Annotated in this window: 20 protein-coding genes; 11 read left to right on the top strand and 9 right to left on the bottom strand. The window is 63.5% G+C overall.

Going from position 1 to position 19,776, the window contains the following annotated elements:
- The first annotated feature begins 18 nt into the window (after positions 1–18).
- Entirely contained in the window at positions 19–891 is an 873-nt protein-coding gene (locus tag HK439_RS19825; protein ID WP_190293211.1) for a metallophosphoesterase family protein, read from the top strand.
- Positions 888–2,519 (top strand): ABC transporter ATP-binding protein, encoded by a 1,632-nt coding sequence (locus HK439_RS19820; protein ID WP_190293210.1) that lies wholly within the window; start codon positions 888–890, stop codon positions 2,517–2,519. The genes HK439_RS19825 and HK439_RS19820 overlap by 4 nt, the downstream gene beginning before the upstream one ends.
- Here the strand turns inward: HK439_RS19820 and HK439_RS19815 are convergent.
- The 7 genes from HK439_RS19815 to HK439_RS19785 are packed head-to-tail and all read right to left on the bottom strand — an operon-like array spanning position 2,503 to position 8,461.
- Entirely contained in the window at positions 2,503–3,027 is a 525-nt protein-coding gene (locus HK439_RS19815) for an NADPH-dependent FMN reductase (RefSeq protein WP_190293209.1), read from the bottom strand. The genes HK439_RS19820 and HK439_RS19815 overlap by 17 nt on opposite strands.
- Before the next feature lie 21 nt (positions 3,028–3,048).
- Entirely contained in the window at positions 3,049–4,362 is a 1,314-nt protein-coding gene (locus tag HK439_RS19810) for a TRAP transporter large permease (RefSeq protein ID WP_190293208.1), read from the bottom strand.
- Positions 4,359–4,922: a TRAP transporter small permease subunit gene (locus HK439_RS19805; RefSeq protein ID WP_328804203.1), complete on the bottom strand. Its 564-nt coding sequence runs from the start codon at positions 4,920–4,922 to the stop codon at positions 4,359–4,361. Before HK439_RS19805 ends, HK439_RS19810 begins: the two co-directional genes overlap by 4 nt.
- Before the next feature lie 15 nt (positions 4,923–4,937).
- Positions 4,938–6,017, bottom strand: a complete 1,080-nt coding sequence (locus tag HK439_RS19800; RefSeq protein WP_190293207.1) for a C4-dicarboxylate TRAP transporter substrate-binding protein — start codon at positions 6,015–6,017, stop codon at positions 4,938–4,940.
- Positions 6,018–6,037: 20 nt separating this feature from the next.
- A complete protein-coding gene (locus HK439_RS19795) occupies positions 6,038–6,442 on the bottom strand; it encodes a YciI family protein (RefSeq protein ID WP_190293206.1) in 405 nt (134 codons plus the stop codon).
- Between the two features lie 48 nt (positions 6,443–6,490).
- Positions 6,491–7,636: a CaiB/BaiF CoA transferase family protein gene (locus tag HK439_RS19790; RefSeq protein ID WP_190293205.1), complete on the bottom strand. Its 1,146-nt coding sequence runs from the start codon at positions 7,634–7,636 to the stop codon at positions 6,491–6,493.
- A gap of 3 nt (positions 7,637–7,639) precedes the next feature.
- On the bottom strand, positions 7,640–8,461 hold the full coding sequence (locus HK439_RS19785; protein WP_190293204.1) for a citryl-CoA lyase: 822 nt from the start codon (positions 8,459–8,461) through the stop codon (positions 7,640–7,642).
- A 147-nt stretch (positions 8,462–8,608) separates the two neighbouring features.
- Between HK439_RS19785 and HK439_RS19780 the strand changes: the two genes are divergently transcribed.
- From HK439_RS19780 to HK439_RS19770, 3 genes are all read left to right on the top strand, one after another.
- Positions 8,609–9,466 carry a dioxygenase gene (locus tag HK439_RS19780; RefSeq protein ID WP_190293203.1) on the top strand — a complete coding sequence of 286 codons (858 nt, stop codon included), beginning with the start codon at positions 8,609–8,611 and terminating at the stop codon, positions 9,464–9,466.
- 23 nt (positions 9,467–9,489) lie between these two features.
- Positions 9,490–10,290, top strand: a complete 801-nt coding sequence (locus HK439_RS19775; RefSeq protein ID WP_235988026.1) for an IclR family transcriptional regulator domain-containing protein — start codon at positions 9,490–9,492, stop codon at positions 10,288–10,290.
- An 87-nt stretch (positions 10,291–10,377) separates the two neighbouring features.
- On the top strand, positions 10,378–11,889 hold the full coding sequence (locus HK439_RS19770; RefSeq protein ID WP_190293202.1) for an amidohydrolase family protein: 1,512 nt from the start codon (positions 10,378–10,380) through the stop codon (positions 11,887–11,889).
- A gap of 83 nt (positions 11,890–11,972) precedes the next feature.
- Here HK439_RS19770 and HK439_RS19765 read toward each other — a convergent pair whose 3' ends face one another.
- Both HK439_RS19765 and HK439_RS19760 read right to left on the bottom strand, forming a co-directional pair.
- Positions 11,973–12,476 carry a FadR/GntR family transcriptional regulator gene (locus HK439_RS19765; protein ID WP_190293201.1) on the bottom strand — a complete coding sequence of 168 codons (504 nt, stop codon included), beginning with the start codon at positions 12,474–12,476 and terminating at the stop codon, positions 11,973–11,975.
- 24 nt (positions 12,477–12,500) lie between these two features.
- Complete coding sequence (locus HK439_RS19760; RefSeq protein ID WP_190293200.1) at positions 12,501–13,151, bottom strand: FadR/GntR family transcriptional regulator; 651 nt, start codon at positions 13,149–13,151, stop codon at positions 12,501–12,503.
- 217 nt (positions 13,152–13,368) lie between these two features.
- On the opposite strand from HK439_RS19760, the gene HK439_RS19755 reads away from it, so the two are divergent.
- From HK439_RS19755 to HK439_RS19730, 6 genes are read left to right on the top strand one after another with little or no spacing between them, the layout of a single operon-like run.
- The gene (locus HK439_RS19755; protein WP_235988024.1) at positions 13,369–14,229 is read left to right on the top strand and encodes a fumarylacetoacetate hydrolase family protein; all 861 of its coding nucleotides are present in this window, start codon (positions 13,369–13,371) and stop codon (positions 14,227–14,229) included.
- Positions 14,226–14,999, top strand: coding sequence for an alpha/beta fold hydrolase (locus HK439_RS19750; RefSeq protein WP_190293198.1), 774 nt, complete (start codon positions 14,226–14,228; stop codon positions 14,997–14,999). The genes HK439_RS19755 and HK439_RS19750 overlap by 4 nt, the downstream gene beginning before the upstream one ends.
- Positions 15,000–15,059: 60 nt before the next feature.
- Entirely contained in the window at positions 15,060–16,382 is a 1,323-nt protein-coding gene (locus tag HK439_RS19745; protein WP_190293197.1) for a metal-dependent hydrolase family protein, read from the top strand.
- Between the two features lie 6 nt (positions 16,383–16,388).
- Positions 16,389–17,441, top strand: coding sequence for a branched-chain amino acid ABC transporter permease (locus tag HK439_RS19740; protein WP_419247598.1), 1,053 nt, complete (start codon positions 16,389–16,391; stop codon positions 17,439–17,441).
- Entirely contained in the window at positions 17,438–18,511 is a 1,074-nt protein-coding gene (locus HK439_RS19735) for a branched-chain amino acid ABC transporter permease (protein WP_328804202.1), read from the top strand. The genes HK439_RS19740 and HK439_RS19735 overlap by 4 nt, the downstream gene beginning before the upstream one ends.
- On the top strand, positions 18,508–19,755 hold the full coding sequence (locus HK439_RS19730; protein WP_190293196.1) for an ABC transporter substrate-binding protein: 1,248 nt from the start codon (positions 18,508–18,510) through the stop codon (positions 19,753–19,755). The genes HK439_RS19735 and HK439_RS19730 overlap by 4 nt, the downstream gene beginning before the upstream one ends.
- Positions 19,756–19,776 lie beyond the last annotated feature (21 nt).

Below are 19,776 nucleotides of genomic sequence, written 5' to 3'. Positions count from 1 at the left end.
AAATAAAGGCATCCCCCCGTGTCCGTCCGCATCTGCATCGTTTCCGACATTCATCATGGCACTCCGACAACCACCAAGCGCGGCGATACGGCGCTTACGCTGATGGACGAGTTCGTGCGCTTTGCCAACGACGCAAAGCCGGATTTCGTCGTCGATCTCGGCGACCGGATCTCCGACATGGACCGGGACACGGATCTTCGGCTCGAACGCGAAGTCGCCGAGGCGTTCAAGCCGATCACGAGCCCCATCCATCACATCAACGGCAACCACGACCGGGACTATCTCGAAGTCTCCGACAACGAGGAAATCCTCGGTCAGTCGCTGGAAAACACCACATTCGACATCGGCGACTGGCGGATCGTGCTGTGGCGCGCAGATAGCAAGATTATGCGTTCGCCGGAACATGCCGGTTTCGTCCTGCGCGAGACCGATCTGGTCTGGCTGTCCCGTGTCGCCCAGACTGCCGACCGGCCCCTGCTGGTCATGAGCCATGTGCCGATTTCCGGCCATGCCCAGACCGGCAACTACTATTTCGAACGCAACCCGGACGCCTCGACCTATCCGATGGCGGACCGCGCCCGTGCGGCCCTCGCCCAGGCCAGGGTGCCGGTCACCTGCATTGCCGGCCACGTGCACTGGAACACGATCACCACCGTCGACGGCATCACCCACCTGACCCAGCAGTCGCTGACGGAAAGCTTCACCACCAACGGAGAACCGGCCGGCGCCTATGGCATGCTTGAACTCGGCGACACGGTGAACTGGCAGGTTCATGGCGACGATCCGATCGCCTTTTCGTTCAAGCCGGGCCTGGCCCGCTGGACCCCGCCGCTTCCCGGTTTCGACAGCCATCCGGAATTCGCCGCCCGCCGCAGAGGCCAACTCAAATGACCGATCCCGTCGTCGAGGTTCAGGACCTGCGCATCGCCTTCGGCAGCCATGAGGCGGTCAAGGGGCTGTCGTTTGCGATCCGGCCTCAGGAAACGCTGGCGCTCGTCGGCGAATCCGGATCAGGGAAATCGGCGACGGCGCTTTCGATCCTGCGCCTGATCGAACGCGAAGGCGGTCGGATCGCCGGCGGCAACATCCGCCTGCGCGACGGGGATGAGGTTATCGACCTGACGGCGCTGCCCGATGCGGCGCTGAGCAATGTCCGCGGCAACCGGATCTCCATGGTATTCCAGGAGCCGATGACCTCGCTCAATCCGGTGCTGACCGTGGGCAACCAGCTTGCGGAGGTGTTCATCCGCCACCGCAAGATGTCCATGCGCGAGGCACTCTCCGCCTCAGTAGAGGCCCTGGACCAGGTGCGCATTCCCGAACCTGCGCGCCGCCTGAAGCAATATCCGCACGAGCTTTCCGGCGGCCTGCGCCAGCGGGTGATGATCGCCATGGCGCTCGCCTGCCGGCCGCAGCTTCTCATCGCCGACGAACCGACGACCGCGCTCGACGTGACGACCCAGGCGGAAATCCTCGACCTGATCCGTTCGCTCCAGGCGGAAATCGGCATGGGCGTCCTGTTCATCACCCACGACATGGGCGTGGTCGCCGAAATCGCCGACCGGGTCGTGGTGCTGAAAAACGGCATCAAGCAGGAGGAAGCCACGGTCCGGGAGCTGTTTGAGGCCCCCAAGGCCGCCTATTCCAGACAGCTCATGGCGGCGACGCCGAAACTGGGCGACGGCAGCAAGGCCGGCGCGGCGGCAAGCGATATCGTGCTCCAGGTCGACCGGCTGTCGACCAGGTTTTCCTCCAAGTCCGGGCTCTTCTCCAGAAAGTCCGACAAGGTCACCGCCGTCAACCAGGTCTCCCTCCAGGTCGCGCGCGGCGAGACGCTCGGGCTCGTCGGCGAATCCGGCTGCGGCAAGTCCACGCTCGCCCGGTCGATCCTGCGGCTGATCGAACCGGAGGAAGGCACCGTTCTTCTGAACGGAAAGCCGATGACCGGTGTCTCGAAGGACGTGCTGCGCGAAACCCGCAAAGATGCGCAGATCGTGTTTCAGGACCCGTTCGCGAGCCTGAACCCACGCCTGGCCGTCCATGAACTCATCACCGAACCGGCCCGGATCCACGGCCTTGTCTCGTCGAAAAACCAGAAGGACCTGGCGGCGCAGCTTGTCGAACGGGTCGGTCTGGAACGGGACGGGATCTTCCGGTTTCCGCACCAGTTTTCCGGCGGGCAGCGGCAGAGGCTGTGCATTGCCCGGGCCCTGTCGGTTTCGCCGAAGCTGATCATCGCCGACGAGGCGGTGTCCGCCCTCGACGTCTCGATTGCCCGGCAGGTGACCGACCTGATGCTCGACCTCCAGGCCCGCGAAGGCGTGTCCTTCCTGTTCATTTCCCACGACATCGCCGTGGTGGAACGGGTCAGTCACCGGATCGCGGTCATGTATAGGGGCGAGATCGTCGAAACCGGCCCTACGACTAAGCTGTTGTCAGCCCCGGAACACGCCTACACCCAACGTCTGCTGGCCGCCGTGCCCAGCGCGACACCGGCATCGCTCAGAGCTCTGCAATAAAGGCGGTCAGGGCCGTGGTCGCGAAGCTGATGATCGCTTCATCGGCAAGCACACCGTCCTTCATCTTGTCATTGGCGGTCGGGACGACAATTTCCTGATAGGGAAACACCCGGGCCAGCATGGCGCTCAGGGCGTATTTCAGCTGAAATTGCGCGCGGGCACCGCCGAGCGCGCCGCCGGAAACGGTGATGACGAAGGCCGGCTTGTCCTTGAAGACGGAGGCATAGCCCGGCCGGGACGCCCAGTCGATGGCGTTCTTGAGGACGCCGGGAATGCCGTAATTGTATTCCGGCGTGACGAACACCACGCCGTCGGCCTCCGCCACCTGACGCTTGAACGCTTCGACCTCCGGGTTGTCGGTTATGTCGGCGTTGTAATGGGGCAGCACGCCGATGTCGGCCTCGTCAAACGCGCAAGCCCCGGCAAGGGCTGCCTGCAGCGCCCGCTGGGTGCCGCGCGCGGAAGAGGCGGCCCGCAGGCTGCCGCAGATGAAGAGGAGCGTCCTCATGGGTCTGGTCTCCGAAGTTTTTCAAAGCCGCGCGAGATAGGTCGCGATCGGCGGGAAGGCGACAATGATCGCGATGCAGAGGATCATGGTGAGGACGAAGGGCATTGCGCCGCGGAAGACGTCGCCCAACGTCAGATCCGGATCGTCCATGGATGACTTGATCGTATAGACGGACAGGCCGAAGGGCGGCGTGAGCAACCCGACCTCCACCCCGATCACGGTGAGCACCCCGAACCAGATCAGGTCGAACCCGGCGGCGTCCGCGACGGGTAAGGCGATCGGCAGCAGGATCAGCATGATCGAGATGGAATCGATCAGGCAACCGAGCATGATCACCAGCACCAGGTAGAGCAGCAGGAATCCGTAGGCGCCGAGCGAACTGCTCAGGAGCAGATCGGCCAGCGCGTTCGGCAGGCCGGAAAGCGCCAGCATGCGGCTGAAGAAGCTCGCCGCCATGATCAGGAACAGGACGGACACGGTGATCTGCCCGGTTTCCACCAGCAGCCGCCAGAAGCTTCGGCCGGTCAGCGACCTGCGGATCAGCGCGACCACCAAGGCGCCGAACGCGCCCGCCGCGCCGGCCTCGGTCGGATTGAGAAAGCCGCCGTAGAGCCCGCCAAGGACAAGCAGCATCAGGCACAGGATCGGGATCGCCTTGAAGACGATGTCGAGCAGGTTCAGATTGCCGATGTCGCCGGTGTCCTGCGCCGCGGAGAAGACGAAGTCCTTGCGGAACGTGGCCATCAGCCAGATCGCCAGGCAGAACATCAGCGACAGCAGAATTCCCGGCCCGATCCCTGCGAGGAACATGCGGCCGACGGATTCCTCGGCAATGACCGCATAGACGATCATCAGGAGCGACGGCGGGATCAGCATGCCCAGCACCGAACTGCCGGCAACCACCCCGGTCGAGAACCGCCGGGAATAGCCGTGGCGGGTCATTTCGGGAACCGCGACCCGACTGAACACCGAGGCCGACGCGATCGAAATACCGGTGATCGACGCGAAAATGGCATTGGAGAACACGGTCGCCATGCCCAGGCCGGCGCGGATCCGTTTCATCGCGCGCTCGAAGACGTCGAACGTGTCCTTGCCGACGCCGGAAACGGTGACGAGCAGTCCCATCAGAACGAACAGCGGGACCACGGCGAACAGGTATTCGCGCAGGGAATCATTGGCGACGGCGCCGATCATGCGAACGGCGACGATGTCGCTGCGGATGGCCGCGACACCGAAGAAGGAAACGGTTAGCATGGAGACGCCGATGGGCATGCCGAGATAGATCAGGACCATCAGGCCCGCGATGGCCGCGATGCCGATTTCGACCGGGCTCATTTGGCACCTCCAGACGCCGCAAAGCGCAGGGCGGCGGCCACGCGCATGAGGAATTCAATCGCGGCCACGGTCACGCCCAGCAGGATGAGCACCCGGAACGGCCAGGTCGGCAGGGTCGCGATGCCGGTCACGCCGATATATTCGCCCGACTTCCAGTCCTTTTCCAGGATCCGGACCGTCGACCAGGCGATGCCGCCGATCGTGGCGGCGCCGACCGCATCGAAAACGGCGGACAGCAGGGAGCCCGCTCGCGGATGGCTTTCGCGGAAGCCGGTGAAGAAGATTTCCGTGCGGGCGAGCCGGTCGGCGCGCACGGTGGTGGCAAGCTGGAGATAGACGATCATCACCAGCATCAGGGCGCCCAGTTCAGAGACGAGCGGCAGAGACGCGCCCATGGTGTTGCGGGCCACCGCATCGGCGCAAATGACAAGCATCAGCACCCCGATCAGGAGCGTGCCGAGCGCCGCCAGCGCATCGACGAGAAAGGCCCAGGAGCGGCGCAGGAGTGGAAGCCGGCGTTCCGCTTCAGAAACGCCGGCTCTTTCAGTATGTCCCGTCACGTTGCCGGACCGCGATCAGAGATCGTTGTCCCAGGCACGCACGGGCGTCTCGCCGCGCTTGCGGAGACCGGTCATGTAGGCCTTGAGGAAGTCGCGCGCCGGAATATTCCGCTCTTCAAGGGAATCGGCCCATTCCTTGGCGAGATTGGGCATCGCGTTCACCCACGCACCCCGGTCGCTCTGGCTCATCGGCGTCATGGTGACCGGCGGGTTCTGGTCGGCTCCGACCTCGAGCATCTTGTTGAGCGCGAATTCGTGGCGCTTCAGCAGGTCCTCACCGTGGGAGACCGTGTAGTACTTGCCCGCCTCGACCATGGCGTTCTGCACTTCCTCGGGCAGACCGTCCCAGGTGTCCCGGTTGATGGCGACCGCGCCGGAGAAGGCGACACCCATGTCGACACGGGTGATATAAGGCGCCACCTCGTAGATCTTGGCCGGCAGGACGCCGAGGGCAAGCGAGAGCACGCCATCCGAAACGCCGGTCTGGATGTCGGTGTAGAAGGTGGTCAGCGCCCCGTCGACCGCGTTGGCCCCGGTGCCGCGCAGCCAGTTGCCGAGCACGCCGGGTGCGGACAGTTTCATGCCGTTGAGCGAAGCGAAGCTGTCCAGCGGCTGCTTGGTGTAGAGGTCATAGCCGTCGGTTCCGGTGAACCCGAGCACCTTCAGATTGTGCTGCTCCCACTCGTTGCGGAAGGCGTCGTTGGTCTCAAAAAGCTCCTCCATCACCGACAGCTGGATCGCCGGGTTGTTGGTGGAAAACGGCGCATAGCTGGACGCCTGGCTGAGCGGCAGCTTGGCCGCCTCCAGGAAGGAGAAAACCCAGCCGATATCGGTGATGCCTTCCTCCACCGAGGTCAGCGTGGCGTTCGCCTTGTAGAGCTGGCCGCCGAAGGCCTCGTTCCAGTCGATCTTGTAGTTGCCGGTCTTGGCCAGGATCTCGTCGGTCCGGGCCATGAAGTGGGTCTTGATCATGCCGACCCACGGGATCGCGGTCGGATGGCTCGACGCCACGGTGAGATTGATCGTTTCCTGGGCCATGGCCGGCACGGATAGTGTCAGCATGCCCGCAGTCAGCAGTCCGAACAGGGTTTTCATTGGTTCCTCCCTCCCTCTGTTCACAGCAATTCGAATGTCTGGCTCGAGTAGTCGAGCCGGACGGTGACGCTGCCTTCGTTGATCATCCAGGGGCGGACCCGGAAGGTCCGGGCGCCGCTCCGGTGCATCGGATCACGTTCGGCAATGGCAATGGCCTCCGCGCGCGAGGCGGCGCGCACGACGACGAGACCTTCGCCCTCCCAGCGCTCCTCATCGTCGGTCCACATGGGTCCGGCCGCATACATGATGCCGTCTTTTTCAAGCTGGACCTGGAAGGCCAGGTGGTCGGCCATCTGTTCCAGTACGGGTCCGATGCCGTTGGCCGGTTCGGTGAAGATGGCGTAGAGCTGCTTCTGCAGCATCTCGCGGCTGGCTTCCATGACGTCCGGCACCGGCAGTGCCGTCAGGTCTCCATTCCCGGTCATTGTTCCCCCCTGTGGTTCATTGCGTTCAAGGCCCTCCCGCCCGAACGCCTATCCGGTCTTCTTCCGCTTGAGTTCCTCGCGGATTTCCGCGCCGTGCTCGTCCAGCACCGGCGGCGGCACGATGTCGAGATCCGGTTCGCTGTCGAACGAATAAGGCGCACGCACGGTGGTGAACGGGCCCATTACCGGATGGTCGGCGTGAACGGCGATCTGCAGGTGCTTTGCCTGCGGGTCTTCCAGCGCCTCATTGGAATCGTAGGCCGGTGAATGGGGCACTTCCGCCGCCAGCAGCCTGTCACACCAGCTTGCGCGGGTGTCGGTTTTGAAAACCGGGGTGAAATGAGCGATCAGGTCGTCCTGATGCTGGATGCGCTCCAACCGCTCGTTAAACCGCGGGTCGTCGTTGAGCTGCTCCTGTCCGGTTGCCTGCAGCAGGCCGTTCCAAAACTTGGCAGGTGAGGACAGGTGGATCGCGATCCATTTTCCATCGCTGCACTCGAACGTATAGGACTGGGACACCACTGGACGCGACAGCGGCCCCATCACCTCGCCCTCGGAAAAATAATGGGTGAAGCTGTCCAGGTTGAAATGGGTCATGGCCTCCAGCATGGAAATGTCCAGCCGTCGACCCTCGCCGGTCTGTGTCCGTTCCAGCAAAGCCGCGAGAATGCCGAGCGCTGCATACTGGCCGGTGACCGCATCGGCAATCGCCGGGCCGATCACGCGCGGGTTCACCGGCGGGGTCAGCAGGCGCAGATAGCCGCTGGCCGCTTGGGCGACCGTGTCATAGGCCGGGCGGTCTTTCGACGGACCGGTGCGGCCGAAGCCTGAAATCGCGCAATAGATGAGCCCCGGATTGACCTTGCGAAGATCTGCCTCCCCGGCTCGGAGCTTTTCGGCGACACCGGGGCGGAAGTTCTGGATGAAGACATCCGCGGAGGCGACCAGGTCATGCAGGACCTCAAGATCCTCCGGCTTCTTGGTGTCGAGCGCGATGGAACGTTTGTTGCGGTTGTAGGTCTGGAAGTGAGGCGAATAGAGGCCGCCCTTGAAGGCGCGGAACGGGTCGCCCTCGCCCGGGCGTTCGACCTTGATGACATCGGCGCCGAGGTCGGCAAGATGCATGCCGGCGGCAGGGCCGGTGATATAGGTGCCCAGTTCGATGACACGGATGTTTCTGAGGATCTTGACCATGGCTCAGTCCCGCGCCGCCTTTGTTTCTCTTGTCTTTTTTGAAGGTTCACCGTCGTAGGCGATCGCGAGATCCGCCTCATTCGACATGATGAAGCCAATCGAGCGCTGCGCCTCCTCGTAGAGATGCGCGGCCAGACCCGCCGTGCGGGCGAGCAGGGGAACCGCCTTCAGCGCATCGAGCGGCCAGCCGGCATCGAGAATGGCGGCCGGAATGGCGCCGGACACGTTGATCGGCAGCGGCCGGTTGATGATGCCCGGCGCATGTTTCGCCAGCACGCGCAGGGTCTCGATGTAGACACCGGAAACACCGTTCTTGTCGGCGATCTCAAGCAGCCGGTCCACGCGCGGATCGCCGGCGCTGTGCTGGGGATGACCGAGACCGGGCACCTTCTTGCGCGCTTCCTTCAGCGCCTGAAGGCTTTCGATCGCGGCGGTCTCGATGTCCTTGCCTTCGTTCTTCGCCCTGGCGATCACCTCGGCCAGATACCGGCCGGCAATCTCCGAACTTCCGGCAACCACAGAGCCCATGCCGAGAAGACCGGCGGACATCGCCCCCTGCCAGGCTTCGGGTGCGGCGGCGAGCGTCATGCGCGCCGCCTGCACGCTCGGCACCAGCCCGTGTTCGGCGATGGAGACGAGACAGGCATTCATCATGCGGCGCTGCTTGTCGGTCGGCCTTTCGCCCAGGACCAGCAGCCAGAAATAGTCGGTGAAATCGATCTCGCCGATCAGCTCGTCGACAAGGTCGTAGCCCCGCACAGTGATGCTGTCCGCGTCCGAGGTCGCGATTGCCGTGAAAGCCTGATCCTGCTTTCCGATACGCATGTCCGCTCCTTATGTTTTTTCGGTATGCGAAAACTTTTACGCTTGTAGAAAATTATTATCTGTTTTACGGTTTCGTCAAGGGTGCAAGGCCGATTGCGAATCTAATGGCGCGAAATCAACGGCTTGTCAGACGTACGGGAGGAGACGATGAAAGACGTGAACGAGTTCACGATCACCCAGGCGGTCAAGGAGTCCTTCAGGACCGAGGACGGCAGCCGCATTCAGCTTTTGCTCAACAAGCTGATCGAACACCTGCACGACTACACGCGCGAAGTGAACCTCACCCATGAGGAATGGATGGGTGTGCTCACCTTCCTTTACGACTGCGGCAAGATCTCAACGCCGGACCGGCACGAGTTCATCCTGCTGTCCGACGTGCTCGGCTTTTCCGCCCTGGTCGACATGATCAACACGCGCGGCGGAGCCACGGAAGGTTCCAACCTCGGCCCGTTCTATCTGGACAACGCTCCGGACATGCAGCTTGGCGACCACCTCGCAGACGGCCGCGACGGTGTCACCGTGCTTGTCCACGGCAAGGTGACCGACACGCTGCGCAATCCGCTTCCCGGCGCGATCGTCGACACCTGGCAGGCCGATTCCAGCGGCACCTATCCGATCCAGGAGGAAGGCCAGGACAAATACGACCTGCGCGGCAAGTTCGTGGCCAACGACAAGGGCGAGTATTACTACACCACCGTTCTGCCCAAGCCCTATACGGTGCCCTATGACGGTCCGGTCGGCGACCTCCTGCGCGCCGGCAACCGGCACGCCTGGCGCGCGGCCCATCTGCATTACATCATCCGGGCCGCGGGCATGAACGCGATTACCACCGAAGTCTTCTTCGAAAACACCGAATATCTGGACAATGACGCGGTGTTCGGCGTACGCAGGTCGCTGATTGCCAAGCTGGAGCCGGTGAAGCCGACCGATACGTTCGACTTCGATTTGAAGATCAAGCCTGACGCCAAGTTCAAGTTCGATTTCGTTCTCGCTCCGCAAGGCTGAGCGGGAACGGAAAGGATGCCGACTTGGAACAGACGACCCGACCACCGGAATTCGTGGAGGCGCTCGCAAAGGGCCTTGCGATCATCGAATGTTTCGACAGCGGGCACGCGGAAATGAGCCTCAGCGAAATCGCCCGCCGGACCGGCCTTACGCCGGCCGCGGCCCGGCGCAGTCTGATCACGCTCGTTGAACTCGGCTATGCCGGGCACGCCAACAAGCGGTTCTTCCTGCGCCCGAAGGTGATGGGACTGGGCTCGGCGTTCTATTTCTCCGCGCGGATCGACGAGATGCTGCTGCCCGAGCTGCGCAATGTGGTCGAGGATTTCGGCGATGCCGCTTCGGTGGGAACGCTTGACGCCGAGGATGTCATCTATATCGCCCACTACTCGGTGCAGCGCGCCCGCCGCGCTACTGCTGTCGTCGGCGCACGCTATCCGGCCCATGCCACCTCGCTCGGCCGGGTGCTTCTGGCCGGTCTCCCGGACGATAAGCTCTGTGCCTATTTTCACGACCTTCGGCCGAAGGCGCTCACCAACAAGACGGTGACCGACAAGGATGCGCTGCGGCGCGAGGTGGAGCTCGCCCGCGAACGGAATTACGCCACCACGGTCGACCAGCTCGACTACGGCATTACCGCCATCGCGGTTCCGATCCGCGGCAGCAACGGCCGGACCATCGCGGCCCTGAATTCCTCCGGCTACACCGGGCTGGTGACGCCGGAACAGCTCGTAACCGAACGCCTGCCGAAACTGCAGGCGACCGCGTCGCGCATCGCCCATGCGATCGCGCGCTATCCTATGGCGGAATCGATCATCGGCAGCTGAACCGGCGACAGGGCATCTGTCTCCCCTTCGTCTGCTGCCATGGTCACTCACACGTTGAAGACCAGGACGGACCAGGGAGGACATCCTATGTGCAGACTTTGCGGGAGCGGCGCGCCGCTTTCTTCATGCCCGACGCGGCGCGACTATCTGGGCCTTGCCGGCACGGCGAGTGCCGAGGCGGCGGCGGCAACCCTCAACGGCTCGACGGCCGCCCAGGACGCCGCGGCGGCGACCCTGCCCAAGGGCATCGGCGAAGCGGGCCGGAAGGTGCTGATCAAGGGCGGAGCGGTTCTTTCGGTCGACGACAGCGTCGGCAATTTTCCGGTCGGCGACGTCCTGATCGACGGCAGCCTCATCGCGGAAGTCGGCGCCAATATCGACGCGCCGGACGCCGTCGTGATCGATGCTTCGGGCAAGATCGTCATGCCCGGCTTCATCGATACCCACCATCACCAGTTCGAGACCGCGCTGCGCGGGGTGCTTGCCGACGCGATCCTGATCAACGACGGCCGTCCGGAAAGCGAATACAATTATTATGAAAAGATGCTGCAGACCTTCTCCATGGTCTACCGGCCGGAGGACGTCTACATCAACGAGCTGTTCGGCTCGATCGCCCAGCTTGACGACGGCGTCACCACGGTGATGGACGTCAGCCAGATCCACCATTCGCCGGAACATTCGGACGCGGCCATCGAGGGCCTGCGCGACGCGGGCCGGCGCTCCGTGTTCGGCTATTTCGAGGGCTGGGGCGACGATGCGAAATATCCGGAAGACGCCAGGCGCATCAAGGCGGAGCATTTTGCTTCCGACGACCAGCTGATCACCATGGTCATGGGCGGCGAGATCTACCTGCCCGGATACGAGAAAAGCTGGGAAATCGGCCGCGAACTGGGCCTTCCGATCGCGCTCCACGTGGTCGGCACCTTCGGCATGCAGGAGACCTTCGATGCTCTTGGCGCGGCGGGCAAGTTCGGCCCGGACAACATCTTCATCCATATGACCGGCATGTCGGACGAGGGCTGGAATTACGCAGCCGACGCGGGCGTGCATATTTCCCTGTCGGTGCCCATCGAAATGCACATGCGCCACGGCGCACCGCCGATCCAGAAGGCGATCGACCACGGCCTCCGGCCGTCGCTTTCCACCGACGTGGAATGCACCATGACGGCGGACGCCTTCACCCAGATGCGCTCCATGGTGACCCTGCAGCGGATGTTCGCCAACGAACTGGCGCTTGCCGGCGAGGACTATCCGACCCTGCTGACGGCCATGGACGCGATCCGGAGCGCCACCATCGAAGGCGCGCGCGGGCTGAAACTGGAGAAGAAGACCGGCTCGCTGACCCCCGGCAAGGAGGCCGACATCATCCTGCTCGATGCCGAGGCCCTGAACGTCGCGCCGCTCAACCATGTGCCGGGCGCCGTGGTCACCCTGATGGAGCGGACCAATGTGGACACCGTCTTCGTCGCGGGCAGGATCAAGAAATGGCGCGGGGCTCTGATGGGCTTCGACCTTGCCCGCCTGCGCCGGGAACTCGAGACAAGCCGCGACTACGTGTTCCAAGCCGCCGGCATCGACCAGGACCTGTTCCGGTACTGACTTGCTTTTTACAAGCAGATAAAGCCCCGCAATCGGCGGGGTTTTAAAATTCGAACAATTGCGCCGTTCGCTTCGGCCAGCCTCTACCTGGGAAAAAGATCCTCGATGATGATCGTGATGTGACGGGTCATGGCCTCCGAGGCGCCTTCGGAATCGCGCCGGGCGATCGCCTCGACGATTTCCTCGTGATGGCCGCAGTATTCCCGGCGTTTGGCCTCGGTAATCACCTTCTTCTTCAATCTGATCCAGGGCGCGCGGTTGCGGATGTCCCCGAGCAGATCGTTCAGGCTGATCAGCAGTTCGTTTCGCGTGGCGGCATAGATGCGGCTGTGCAGTTCCGCATCCCAGCGCTCGAAGCTGGCGAGGTCGTCCGCATTCACGGCCTGTTCGTGCGCTTCGCGGATCAGCTTGATGTCGGCGCCGGTTGCACTTGAGACGACCGCGGCGGCCGCCTGGGGCTCGATGATCAGCCGCACGGCCAGAATATCGGCCGGGCTGGCTCCGGTCAGCCGCTTCAGAATGTCGATGAAATCCCGCGTCGTGCCGGCGGTCGAGACGATCTTGCGAAGTTTTGCCTGGGTGGCCATGGGGACAGACTTCCTGAAACCGGCCTATTGGCCGAAATAATTGCGGCGCCGGGATATGAGGTGGTCACGCATGGCGCGCGCCGCTGCCTTGCCGTCCCAGTTTTTCAGTGCGGTGAGGATTTCCTCGTGTTCGCGTCCATTGGCAAGCCGGCGCTCTTCGGTAAAGGTCCGGCGGCGCAACTCCATCATCGGCGCCTGGCAGCGGATTATCGACAGGAGGTCGAACAGATCGGTGAGGAAGGCATTGTTCGCCGCCTGGTGGATCCGCTTGTGAAACTGGCTGTCCCAGTATTCATGCCGGTCTAGATCAATGGCCTCCGCGCATTTCGCGTTCGCCTCGATGATGGCCTCCAGTTCGGCAGACGAGGCGTTGCGCGCTGCGGCCTCCGCGCTGTGGGGCTCTATGAAAATCCGCAGGTTGAGGATGTCCAGGGGGCTGGCGTCGAGGAAGTGATCCAGGATATCGGTGAACTGGTTGTCAGGCCGATCCAGGACGACGGTTCCGCGGCCGACCTGCCGCTCGATCAGCCCGTCCTCCGCCATCTGCGTCAGGACCTTGCGCACCGTGTTGCGCGCCACGCCGTACTCGGTTGCCAGCGCTCTTTCGTTAGGCATCAGGTCACCCGGCTGCCACTCGCCGCTCTCCAGGCGGTGTTGCAGATCGGACCCCAGCATTGGTGCTTTTTTGACGGGCATTTCGCTTCTTTTTATTGATCCAATTATTTATTGGATCACTTAATGCGAACCAATTCACGGGAATTTCTGCATATTGGTGCAAGAAATTCAAGAAAAATACTCTTGCAAGGGCAGAATAGTCCCCATAGGCTAATATCAAAGATAAGCCAATATAAAATTGGCGCATATGGGAGGAGTGAATATGAGGGTAGCCTCGATGAGGCACGCCGGGGAAAGGCGTGTCGGTATCGTGAGCGAGGACGGGCAATCGATTGCCCCGATCGCGCTTTCGGTGGAAGAGGCCGCGCATGGTGTCGCGGCGCTGATCGGCAAGGACCCGGCGGCGCTCGAAACCCTTTCTCCGCTGCCGCTGTCCGAAGTCGAGCTCGAAGCGCCGTTTCCCCGGCCGTTCCGCAACATCTTCTGCGTCGGCAAGAACTACCACGCCCATGCCCGCGAATTCTCGCGCAGCGGCTTCGATTCCTCCGCTGCCCAGGGCGAGGTACCGGCTCACCCGATCATCTTTTCCAAGGTTCCCGAAACCGTGGTCGCCTCGGGCACGCCGATCATCATCGATCCGGCGATTTCCGAGGCGATCGACTACGAGGCCGAACTGGCCGTCATCATCGGCAAGGAAGGTCGCGGCATCCGCGCCGAAGACGCGATGGATTACGTCTGGGGTTACACGATCGTCAACGACGTGACTGCCCGCGATCTGCAGGGCCGGTACAGCCAGTGGCTGATCGGCAAGTCCCAGGACACGTTCTGCCCGATGGGTCCGTTCGCGGTGACGGCCGACGAAATCGACATTTCCGACACGGCCGTGACGACCTGGGTCAACGGCGAGGAGCGCCAGAACGCCAATACGCGGGATCTGATCTTCGACGTGCCGACCATCATCGCGACCATCTCCGCCGGGGTGACGCTCAAGCCCGGCGACATCATCGCCACCGGAACGCCGGAAGGCGTGGGGGTCGGTTTCAAGCCGCCGAAATACCTGCGCGACGGCGACGTGGTGCGCATCGACATCTCCGGCATCGGCACGCTGGAAAACCGGGTCACGGAGCGGCGCCCATGACCACGACGATGACCGCCGGCATGACCATCGAGCAGGAGGGCGAAGGCCCGGCAATCATCCTGCTCCACGGGCTCGGCGCGACGTCGAATTCATTCCAGCCGCTGATGCCCGCGCTCGGCGGTCGGCGCGTGGTACGCCCGGACCTGCCCGGTGCGGGACGGTCGGCCACGCCGCGCGGGCCGATTGATGTGCGCCTGCTTGTCGACACCGTCCTCAGGGCGGCTTCCGATCTCGGCATAGCCGAGGCGGATCTGGTCGGACATTCCTTCGGATCCCTGATTGCCCAGCACGTCGCCCAGGCGCGGCCGGCGCTGGCGCGCACGCTGACCCTGTTTGGTCCGATCCTCGAACCGGCGGACGCCGCGCGCGAACGCCTGAAAGGCCGGGCGCAGCTCGCCCGCGACGAGGGCATGGCCGTGGTCGCCGACCAGGTGGCCTCGGCCGGACTAGCGTCCGGGTCTGACGAAACAAACCCGGCAGCGGTCGCCTTCGTGCGCGAAAGCCATATGCGCCAGGACGCGGAAGGGTTCGCCAAGTCGTGCGAGGCGCTGGCCGGTGCAAACCGCGCCGATGCCACGGCGCTGAAAATGCCGGTACTGGTCGTCACGGGCGAAGAGGATGCGGTCGGTCCGCCCTCCGTCGCCCATCAACTGGCGGACGAAGTCGGCCGCGGCAGGGCGGTGATCCTGCCCGGCTGCGGACATTGGACACCGATCGAGAAGCCGGCCGAGTGCCGGCGGCTGATATCCGAATTCGTCGGGAGTGCATGACCGACGCAAGCTCAAGTTTGCCGGACGCTTGGGAGGGCTGACGGCGCAAGGGAGGACTAGATGGCTGGTTACACGAACGGCTTGAACGGGGACGGCGGTTCCGTCCTGTTCACCAATGTGCGCATTCTGGATGCCACCGGCGAACAGCCCTATTCGGGCGAGGTTCTCGTCCAGGGCAACCGGATCAAGCAGATCACCCGGGGGTCGTCCCGTTTCTCGCAGCCGATGACATCCTCGGGTGCGACGGTGATCGACGGCATGGGCGCAACGCTGATGCCCGGCATGATCGATGCCCACCTGCACCTGTCCTGGAACAACGCACCCGGGATCGACCCGATCCAGATGATGGAACTCGAAGAGCACATGCTGGTCACCATGGAGATGGCGAAGCTGGTGCTCGATGCGGGTTTCACGGCGGGCCGCGGGGCCGCGGCCGCCAAGCCCCGTCTCGATGTGGTCGCCAAACGCTTCATCAACGAAGGCCGCTTTCCCGGGCCGCGCTATCTTGCTGCCGGTCCGGAGATCACCACGGTCGGCGGCCTGGGCGATGCCGCGCCGTCGCACATTCCCCACGAAGGGCTCAATCTCGGGATCGTCGTCTCGGGACCGGAGGAAGTCCGGCGCGTGGTCCGCACGCTGATCAAATACGGCGTGGATTCGATCAAGCTCAATCTCTCCGGCGAAGAGATAACCGGCATGGGCGCGGAAGAAACGCCCATGGCGGAAGAGGAAGTGGCGATGGCCGCCTCCGAGGCTCGCTGCCGCAACCGGGTTCTGTCCGCCCATGCCCGTTCGTCGGGCTCGGTGATGCAGTGCATCCGTCACGGCATCCAGAACATCTACCATGCCTCCTTCGCCAACGAGGAAGCGCTCGATGCGCTGGAAGCGGCCCGCGACCGGCATATTGTGGCCCCGGGAATGGCCTGGCTGATCAATACCGCCCGCCATGCGGAGCAATGGGGCATCAAGCCCGGGTCCGAGGTTTCCATGCTCTACGAGCGGGAACTGGAGATGTGCATCGACACGATGAAGAAGATGCACCGCCGCGGCATTCGCATCTGCATCGGCGGCGATTACGGCTTTGCCTGGACCCCCCAGGGCACCAATGCCAGGGACCTCCAGATCTTTGTCGAAATGCTCGGTTTCTCGCCGATGGAGGCGATCCTGGCCGCGACGAAATACGGCGGCGAGATCATGAACATGGAAAACGAACTGGGCATGATCAAGGAAGGCTACCTCGCCGACCTGCTGCTGGTCGACGGCGATCCGCTGTCCGACGTCCGCATCCTGCAGAACCGGGATCGCCTGCTCGCCATCATGAAGGACGGCAAGTTCCACAAGGCGCCGCGCGCCAGCGAAGCGCGCCGCCGGCTGACCGCCTGATCCGCCATGACCGATACGTCCGGCAACCGCTCCAATCCGCTCGCACAGAGCCAGGGCATGACCCGCCGCCAGGCCCTCGGCGTGGTCGTGCTCGTGGTTGCGGCCGTCTTCGTCTGGATGGTCTTTGCCCAGTGGCCGGACTGGCTCAAAGCCGTCCTGATTTCCAAGAAGGCGTTCCTGTCGGCAATCCTGAACGGGCTGACGTTGGCCGGCCTCTATTTTCTGGTCGCCAGCGGGTTCACCCTGGTGTTCGGGCTGATGCGCAACGTCAATCTCGCGCACGGATCGCTGTATCTGCTCGGCGCCTATATCGGCTACGAATTCGCCGAATGGACCGGCTACTGGCTGATCGGCGTTGCGGCAGGCTTCTTGGTCCTGGCGGTCGTCGGGCTGGTCATGCAGATTACCGTCTTCCGCCGGCTTGAAGGCCAGGATCTGCGCCAGACGCTGGTCACCATCGGCATTTCGGTGGTCGCGGCCGACCTGATGCTCGCCTACTGGGGCGGCACCACCTACCAGATCCTGACGCCGCGCTGGCTGAGCGGTGCGATCAAGCTGCCGGTTGTGACGGCGGTGCGCTCCAACGGCACGGAAGTCTTTCTCGTTTATCCGTTCTACCGGCTGATCGTCCTGTTTTCGGCAATCGTGATCGGCATCGGGCTGTGGCTGCTCATCAACCGTACGCGGATCGGATCGATGATCCGGGCCGGGGTCGATGACCGGGACATGCTGGCGGCCTCCGGCGTCAACGTGCACTTCGTCTTCGCCATCGTCTTCGCGCTCGGGGCCGGGCTTGCGGGCCTTGCCGGCGTCGTCGGCGGATCGGCGCTCTCCGTGGCGCCGGGCGAGGACATCCGCTACCTGCTCGCCTCCCTTGTCGTGGTGATCGTCGGCGGCATGGGATCGATCGTGGGCGCCGCGATCGGAGCCCTGATCATCGGTCTCGCCGAGCAGATCGGGCTCGTCTATTTCCCGACCTACGGCGTGGTGCTGACCTTCGTCATCATGGTGATCACGCTGGCGATCCGGCCCCAGGGCATCATGGGGAGGTCACTGTGACGGATCTCACCCTCACCCCGGCGGCAAGCCGCACCGCTTCCCAGGGCTGGATCGAGAAGGTCGGCATCGGCCACATCCTGCTGGCCTTCTTCCTGCTGATCTATCCGGTGATGGCGAGCGACTTCTTCCTGACCCAGATCGGCGGCTATTCGCTGGTTCTGGGCATGATCGCGCTGTCGCTGATGCTGCTTGCCGGTTACGGGGGCATGGTGTCGCTCGCCCAGATCACGGTCGCGGGCGCGGCCGGCTACGTGGTCGCGATCTTCGGCGAGAACAATTCCGGCGTCTACGGTTTCGGCTGGCCCTGGTGGATCTACGGCCCGCTCGCCATCATGATCGCATCGCTGATGTCGGCGCTGATCGGCTGGATCGCGGTCCGGACCGAGGGCATCTACACCATCATGATCACGCTGGCGGTGGCGACCGCGTGTTTCTATTTCGCCCAGCAGAACTACGCGCTGTTCAACGGCTTCCCCGGTTACAACGGTCTGAGGGCGCCGGACGTCTTCGGCCTCTACTGGCGCGATCCGGTGCCGTTCTACTATCTGTGTCTGGCCAATGCGGTCGTCGCCTATATCGCGGTCCTTTACGGCGCGCGTTCGACCTTCGGCCTGACGCTGCAGGCGATCCGGGACAATCCGCGCCGCATGCGCGCCATCGGCTTCAACGTCACCGCCCACAAGGTCTTCGCCTGGTGGCTGGCGGGCCTGATCGCCGGGGCCGCGGGCATCCTGCTCGTCTGGTTCAACGGCCGGATCTCGCCGGGAACGATCGCGGTCGGGCCGTCGATCAACATCCTGGTCATCGCCATCATCGGCGGGCTGCGCCACCCGATCGGGCCGTTCATCGGCGCCGTCATCGTTACCCTGATGCAGACCTTCGCGATCGATATCATCGGTGCGGAGCGTTTCAACACGCTCATCGGTCTCGTGTTTCTGCTGATTGTCTTCGTTTCGCCGGATGGAATTCTCGGCCTGTGGGAGCGGCTCAAGCCGCAGGCAGGCCGGGACGATTGGCGGTCGTTCAAAAAGGCCGCGAATAAAGCTGAAAAGAAAGGGAGGAATGCATGAATATCAACAGACGTACATTGCTGGCACTTGCGCTGGCGACCGGTCTGACTGCGCCGACGCTTTCGGTGGCTCAGGCAGACTCAATCAAGATCGGCGTGCTTGCCACGTTCGAAGGTGCCTTCGCCGTCCTCGGTGAGGACAGCGAGCGCGGCGCCCTGACCGCCATCGACGAGTTCGGCGGCAAGGTCGCCGGCAAGGACATCGAACTCATCAAGGGCTCGTCGGACGCATCTCCGGACAGCGCCGTGCGTGCCGCGCGCAAGCTGGTCGAGCAGGACGGGGTGAAGGTTCTCATCGGCCCGCTTTCGGGCGACGAGGGTATCGCCGTCAAGGACTACGCCAAGACCCAGCCCGACGTGACCTTCCTCAATGGCAGCTCCGCCGCACAGGACACCACGCTTCGCAATCCGGCGGAAAACTTCTTCCGCTTCTCGACAGACGGTGCGCAGTGGATGGCGGGCCTCGGCAACTATGCCTTCAACGAGAAGGGCTATCATAAGGTCGCGACCGTGGCGGAAGACTATTCCTTCCCCTACACGCAGGTCTTCGGCTTCATGGCGGAGTTCTGCAAGGCCGGCGGCACCGTGCCGTCAAAGTCGTGGGTGCCGATCGGCAACAAGGACTATTCCTCGGTGATCGCCGCCATTCCGGATGACGTCGATGCGATCTATGTCGCTCTCGGCGGTGCGGATGCCGTCAACTTCCTGTCCCAGTACAACGATGCCGGCGGCCAGGCTCCGCTCATCGGCGGCTCGATCACCGTCGACCAGACCGTGCTGACCGCCAAGGGACGCCTGCATGACGTGCTCGTCGGCACGCCGGCGGCCGGCCCGACCGCCGACACCAACGACTCCCAGGCCTGGAAGGACTTCTCGGCCGCCTACAAGAAGCAGGATGGCGCATTCCCGTCGCCGTCGCTGTTCGCCCATGCCTACTACATCAACATGAAGGCAGCGCTCCTGGCCCTCCAGGAGGTCAACGGCGATCTCTCCGACGGCGGCAAGAAGTTCCGCGAGGTTCTCTCGAAGCTCGAGTTCGAAACCCCGACGGGCAAGGTGTCTCTTGACGAGAACCGCAACGCGATCGCCGACATGTTCCTTACGGAAGTGTCTGAGGCCGACGACGGAACACTCGTCAACAAGCTCATCAAGGTGACGCCGCAGGTCAACCAGACCCTCGGCATTCCGAAGGATGAGTTCCTGGCACTCGGTGCGGTCAGCCGCGAAAACCCGAGCTGCCCGTAAGCGAAACCAACCGGAGAGGAC

The organism is Roseibium aggregatum (assembly GCF_014692675.1).
In the GTDB taxonomy this organism is placed as follows: domain Bacteria; phylum Pseudomonadota; class Alphaproteobacteria; order Rhizobiales; family Stappiaceae; genus Roseibium; species Roseibium aggregatum_C.
The sequence above is the reverse complement of the archived record's forward strand: the minus strand, read 5'-3'. Positions and strand labels throughout refer to the sequence as shown.

Bases quoted from the DNA above. Each gene is read 5' to 3' on its own strand.
- HK439_RS19760 (WP_190293200.1), bottom strand. From the start codon at position 13,151: ATGCTGGGGTCCGATCTGCAACACCGCCTGGAGAGCGGCGAGTGGCAG.
- HK439_RS19730 (WP_190293196.1), top strand. From the start codon at position 18,508: ATGAATATCAACAGACGTACATTGCTGGCACTTGCGCTGGCGACCGGT.
- HK439_RS19745 (WP_190293197.1), top strand. From the start codon at position 15,060: ATGGCTGGTTACACGAACGGCTTGAACGGGGACGGCGGTTCCGTCCTG.
- HK439_RS19795 (WP_190293206.1), bottom strand. From the start codon at position 6,442: ATGACCGGGAATGGAGACCTGACGGCACTGCCGGTGCCGGACGTCATG.
- HK439_RS19810 (WP_190293208.1), bottom strand. From the start codon at position 4,362: ATGAGCCCGGTCGAAATCGGCATCGCGGCCATCGCGGGCCTGATGGTC.
- HK439_RS19785 (WP_190293204.1), bottom strand. From the start codon at position 8,461: ATGCGTATCGGAAAGCAGGATCAGGCTTTCACGGCAATCGCGACCTCG.
- HK439_RS19740 (WP_419247598.1), top strand. From the start codon at position 16,389: ATGACCGATACGTCCGGCAACCGCTCCAATCCGCTCGCACAGAGCCAG.
- HK439_RS19780 (WP_190293203.1), top strand. From the start codon at position 8,609: ATGAAAGACGTGAACGAGTTCACGATCACCCAGGCGGTCAAGGAGTCC.
- HK439_RS19820 (WP_190293210.1), top strand. From the start codon at position 888: ATGACCGATCCCGTCGTCGAGGTTCAGGACCTGCGCATCGCCTTCGGC.
- HK439_RS19790 (WP_190293205.1), bottom strand. From the start codon at position 7,636: ATGGTCAAGATCCTCAGAAACATCCGTGTCATCGAACTGGGCACCTAT.
- HK439_RS19770 (WP_190293202.1), top strand. From the start codon at position 10,378: ATGTGCAGACTTTGCGGGAGCGGCGCGCCGCTTTCTTCATGCCCGACG.
- HK439_RS19800 (WP_190293207.1), bottom strand. From the start codon at position 6,017: ATGAAAACCCTGTTCGGACTGCTGACTGCGGGCATGCTGACACTATCC.
- HK439_RS19815 (WP_190293209.1), bottom strand. From the start codon at position 3,027: ATGAGGACGCTCCTCTTCATCTGCGGCAGCCTGCGGGCCGCCTCTTCC.
- HK439_RS19755 (WP_235988024.1), top strand. From the start codon at position 13,369: ATGAGGCACGCCGGGGAAAGGCGTGTCGGTATCGTGAGCGAGGACGGG.
- HK439_RS19750 (WP_190293198.1), top strand. From the start codon at position 14,226: ATGACCACGACGATGACCGCCGGCATGACCATCGAGCAGGAGGGCGAA.
- HK439_RS19765 (WP_190293201.1), bottom strand. From the start codon at position 12,476: ATGGCCACCCAGGCAAAACTTCGCAAGATCGTCTCGACCGCCGGCACG.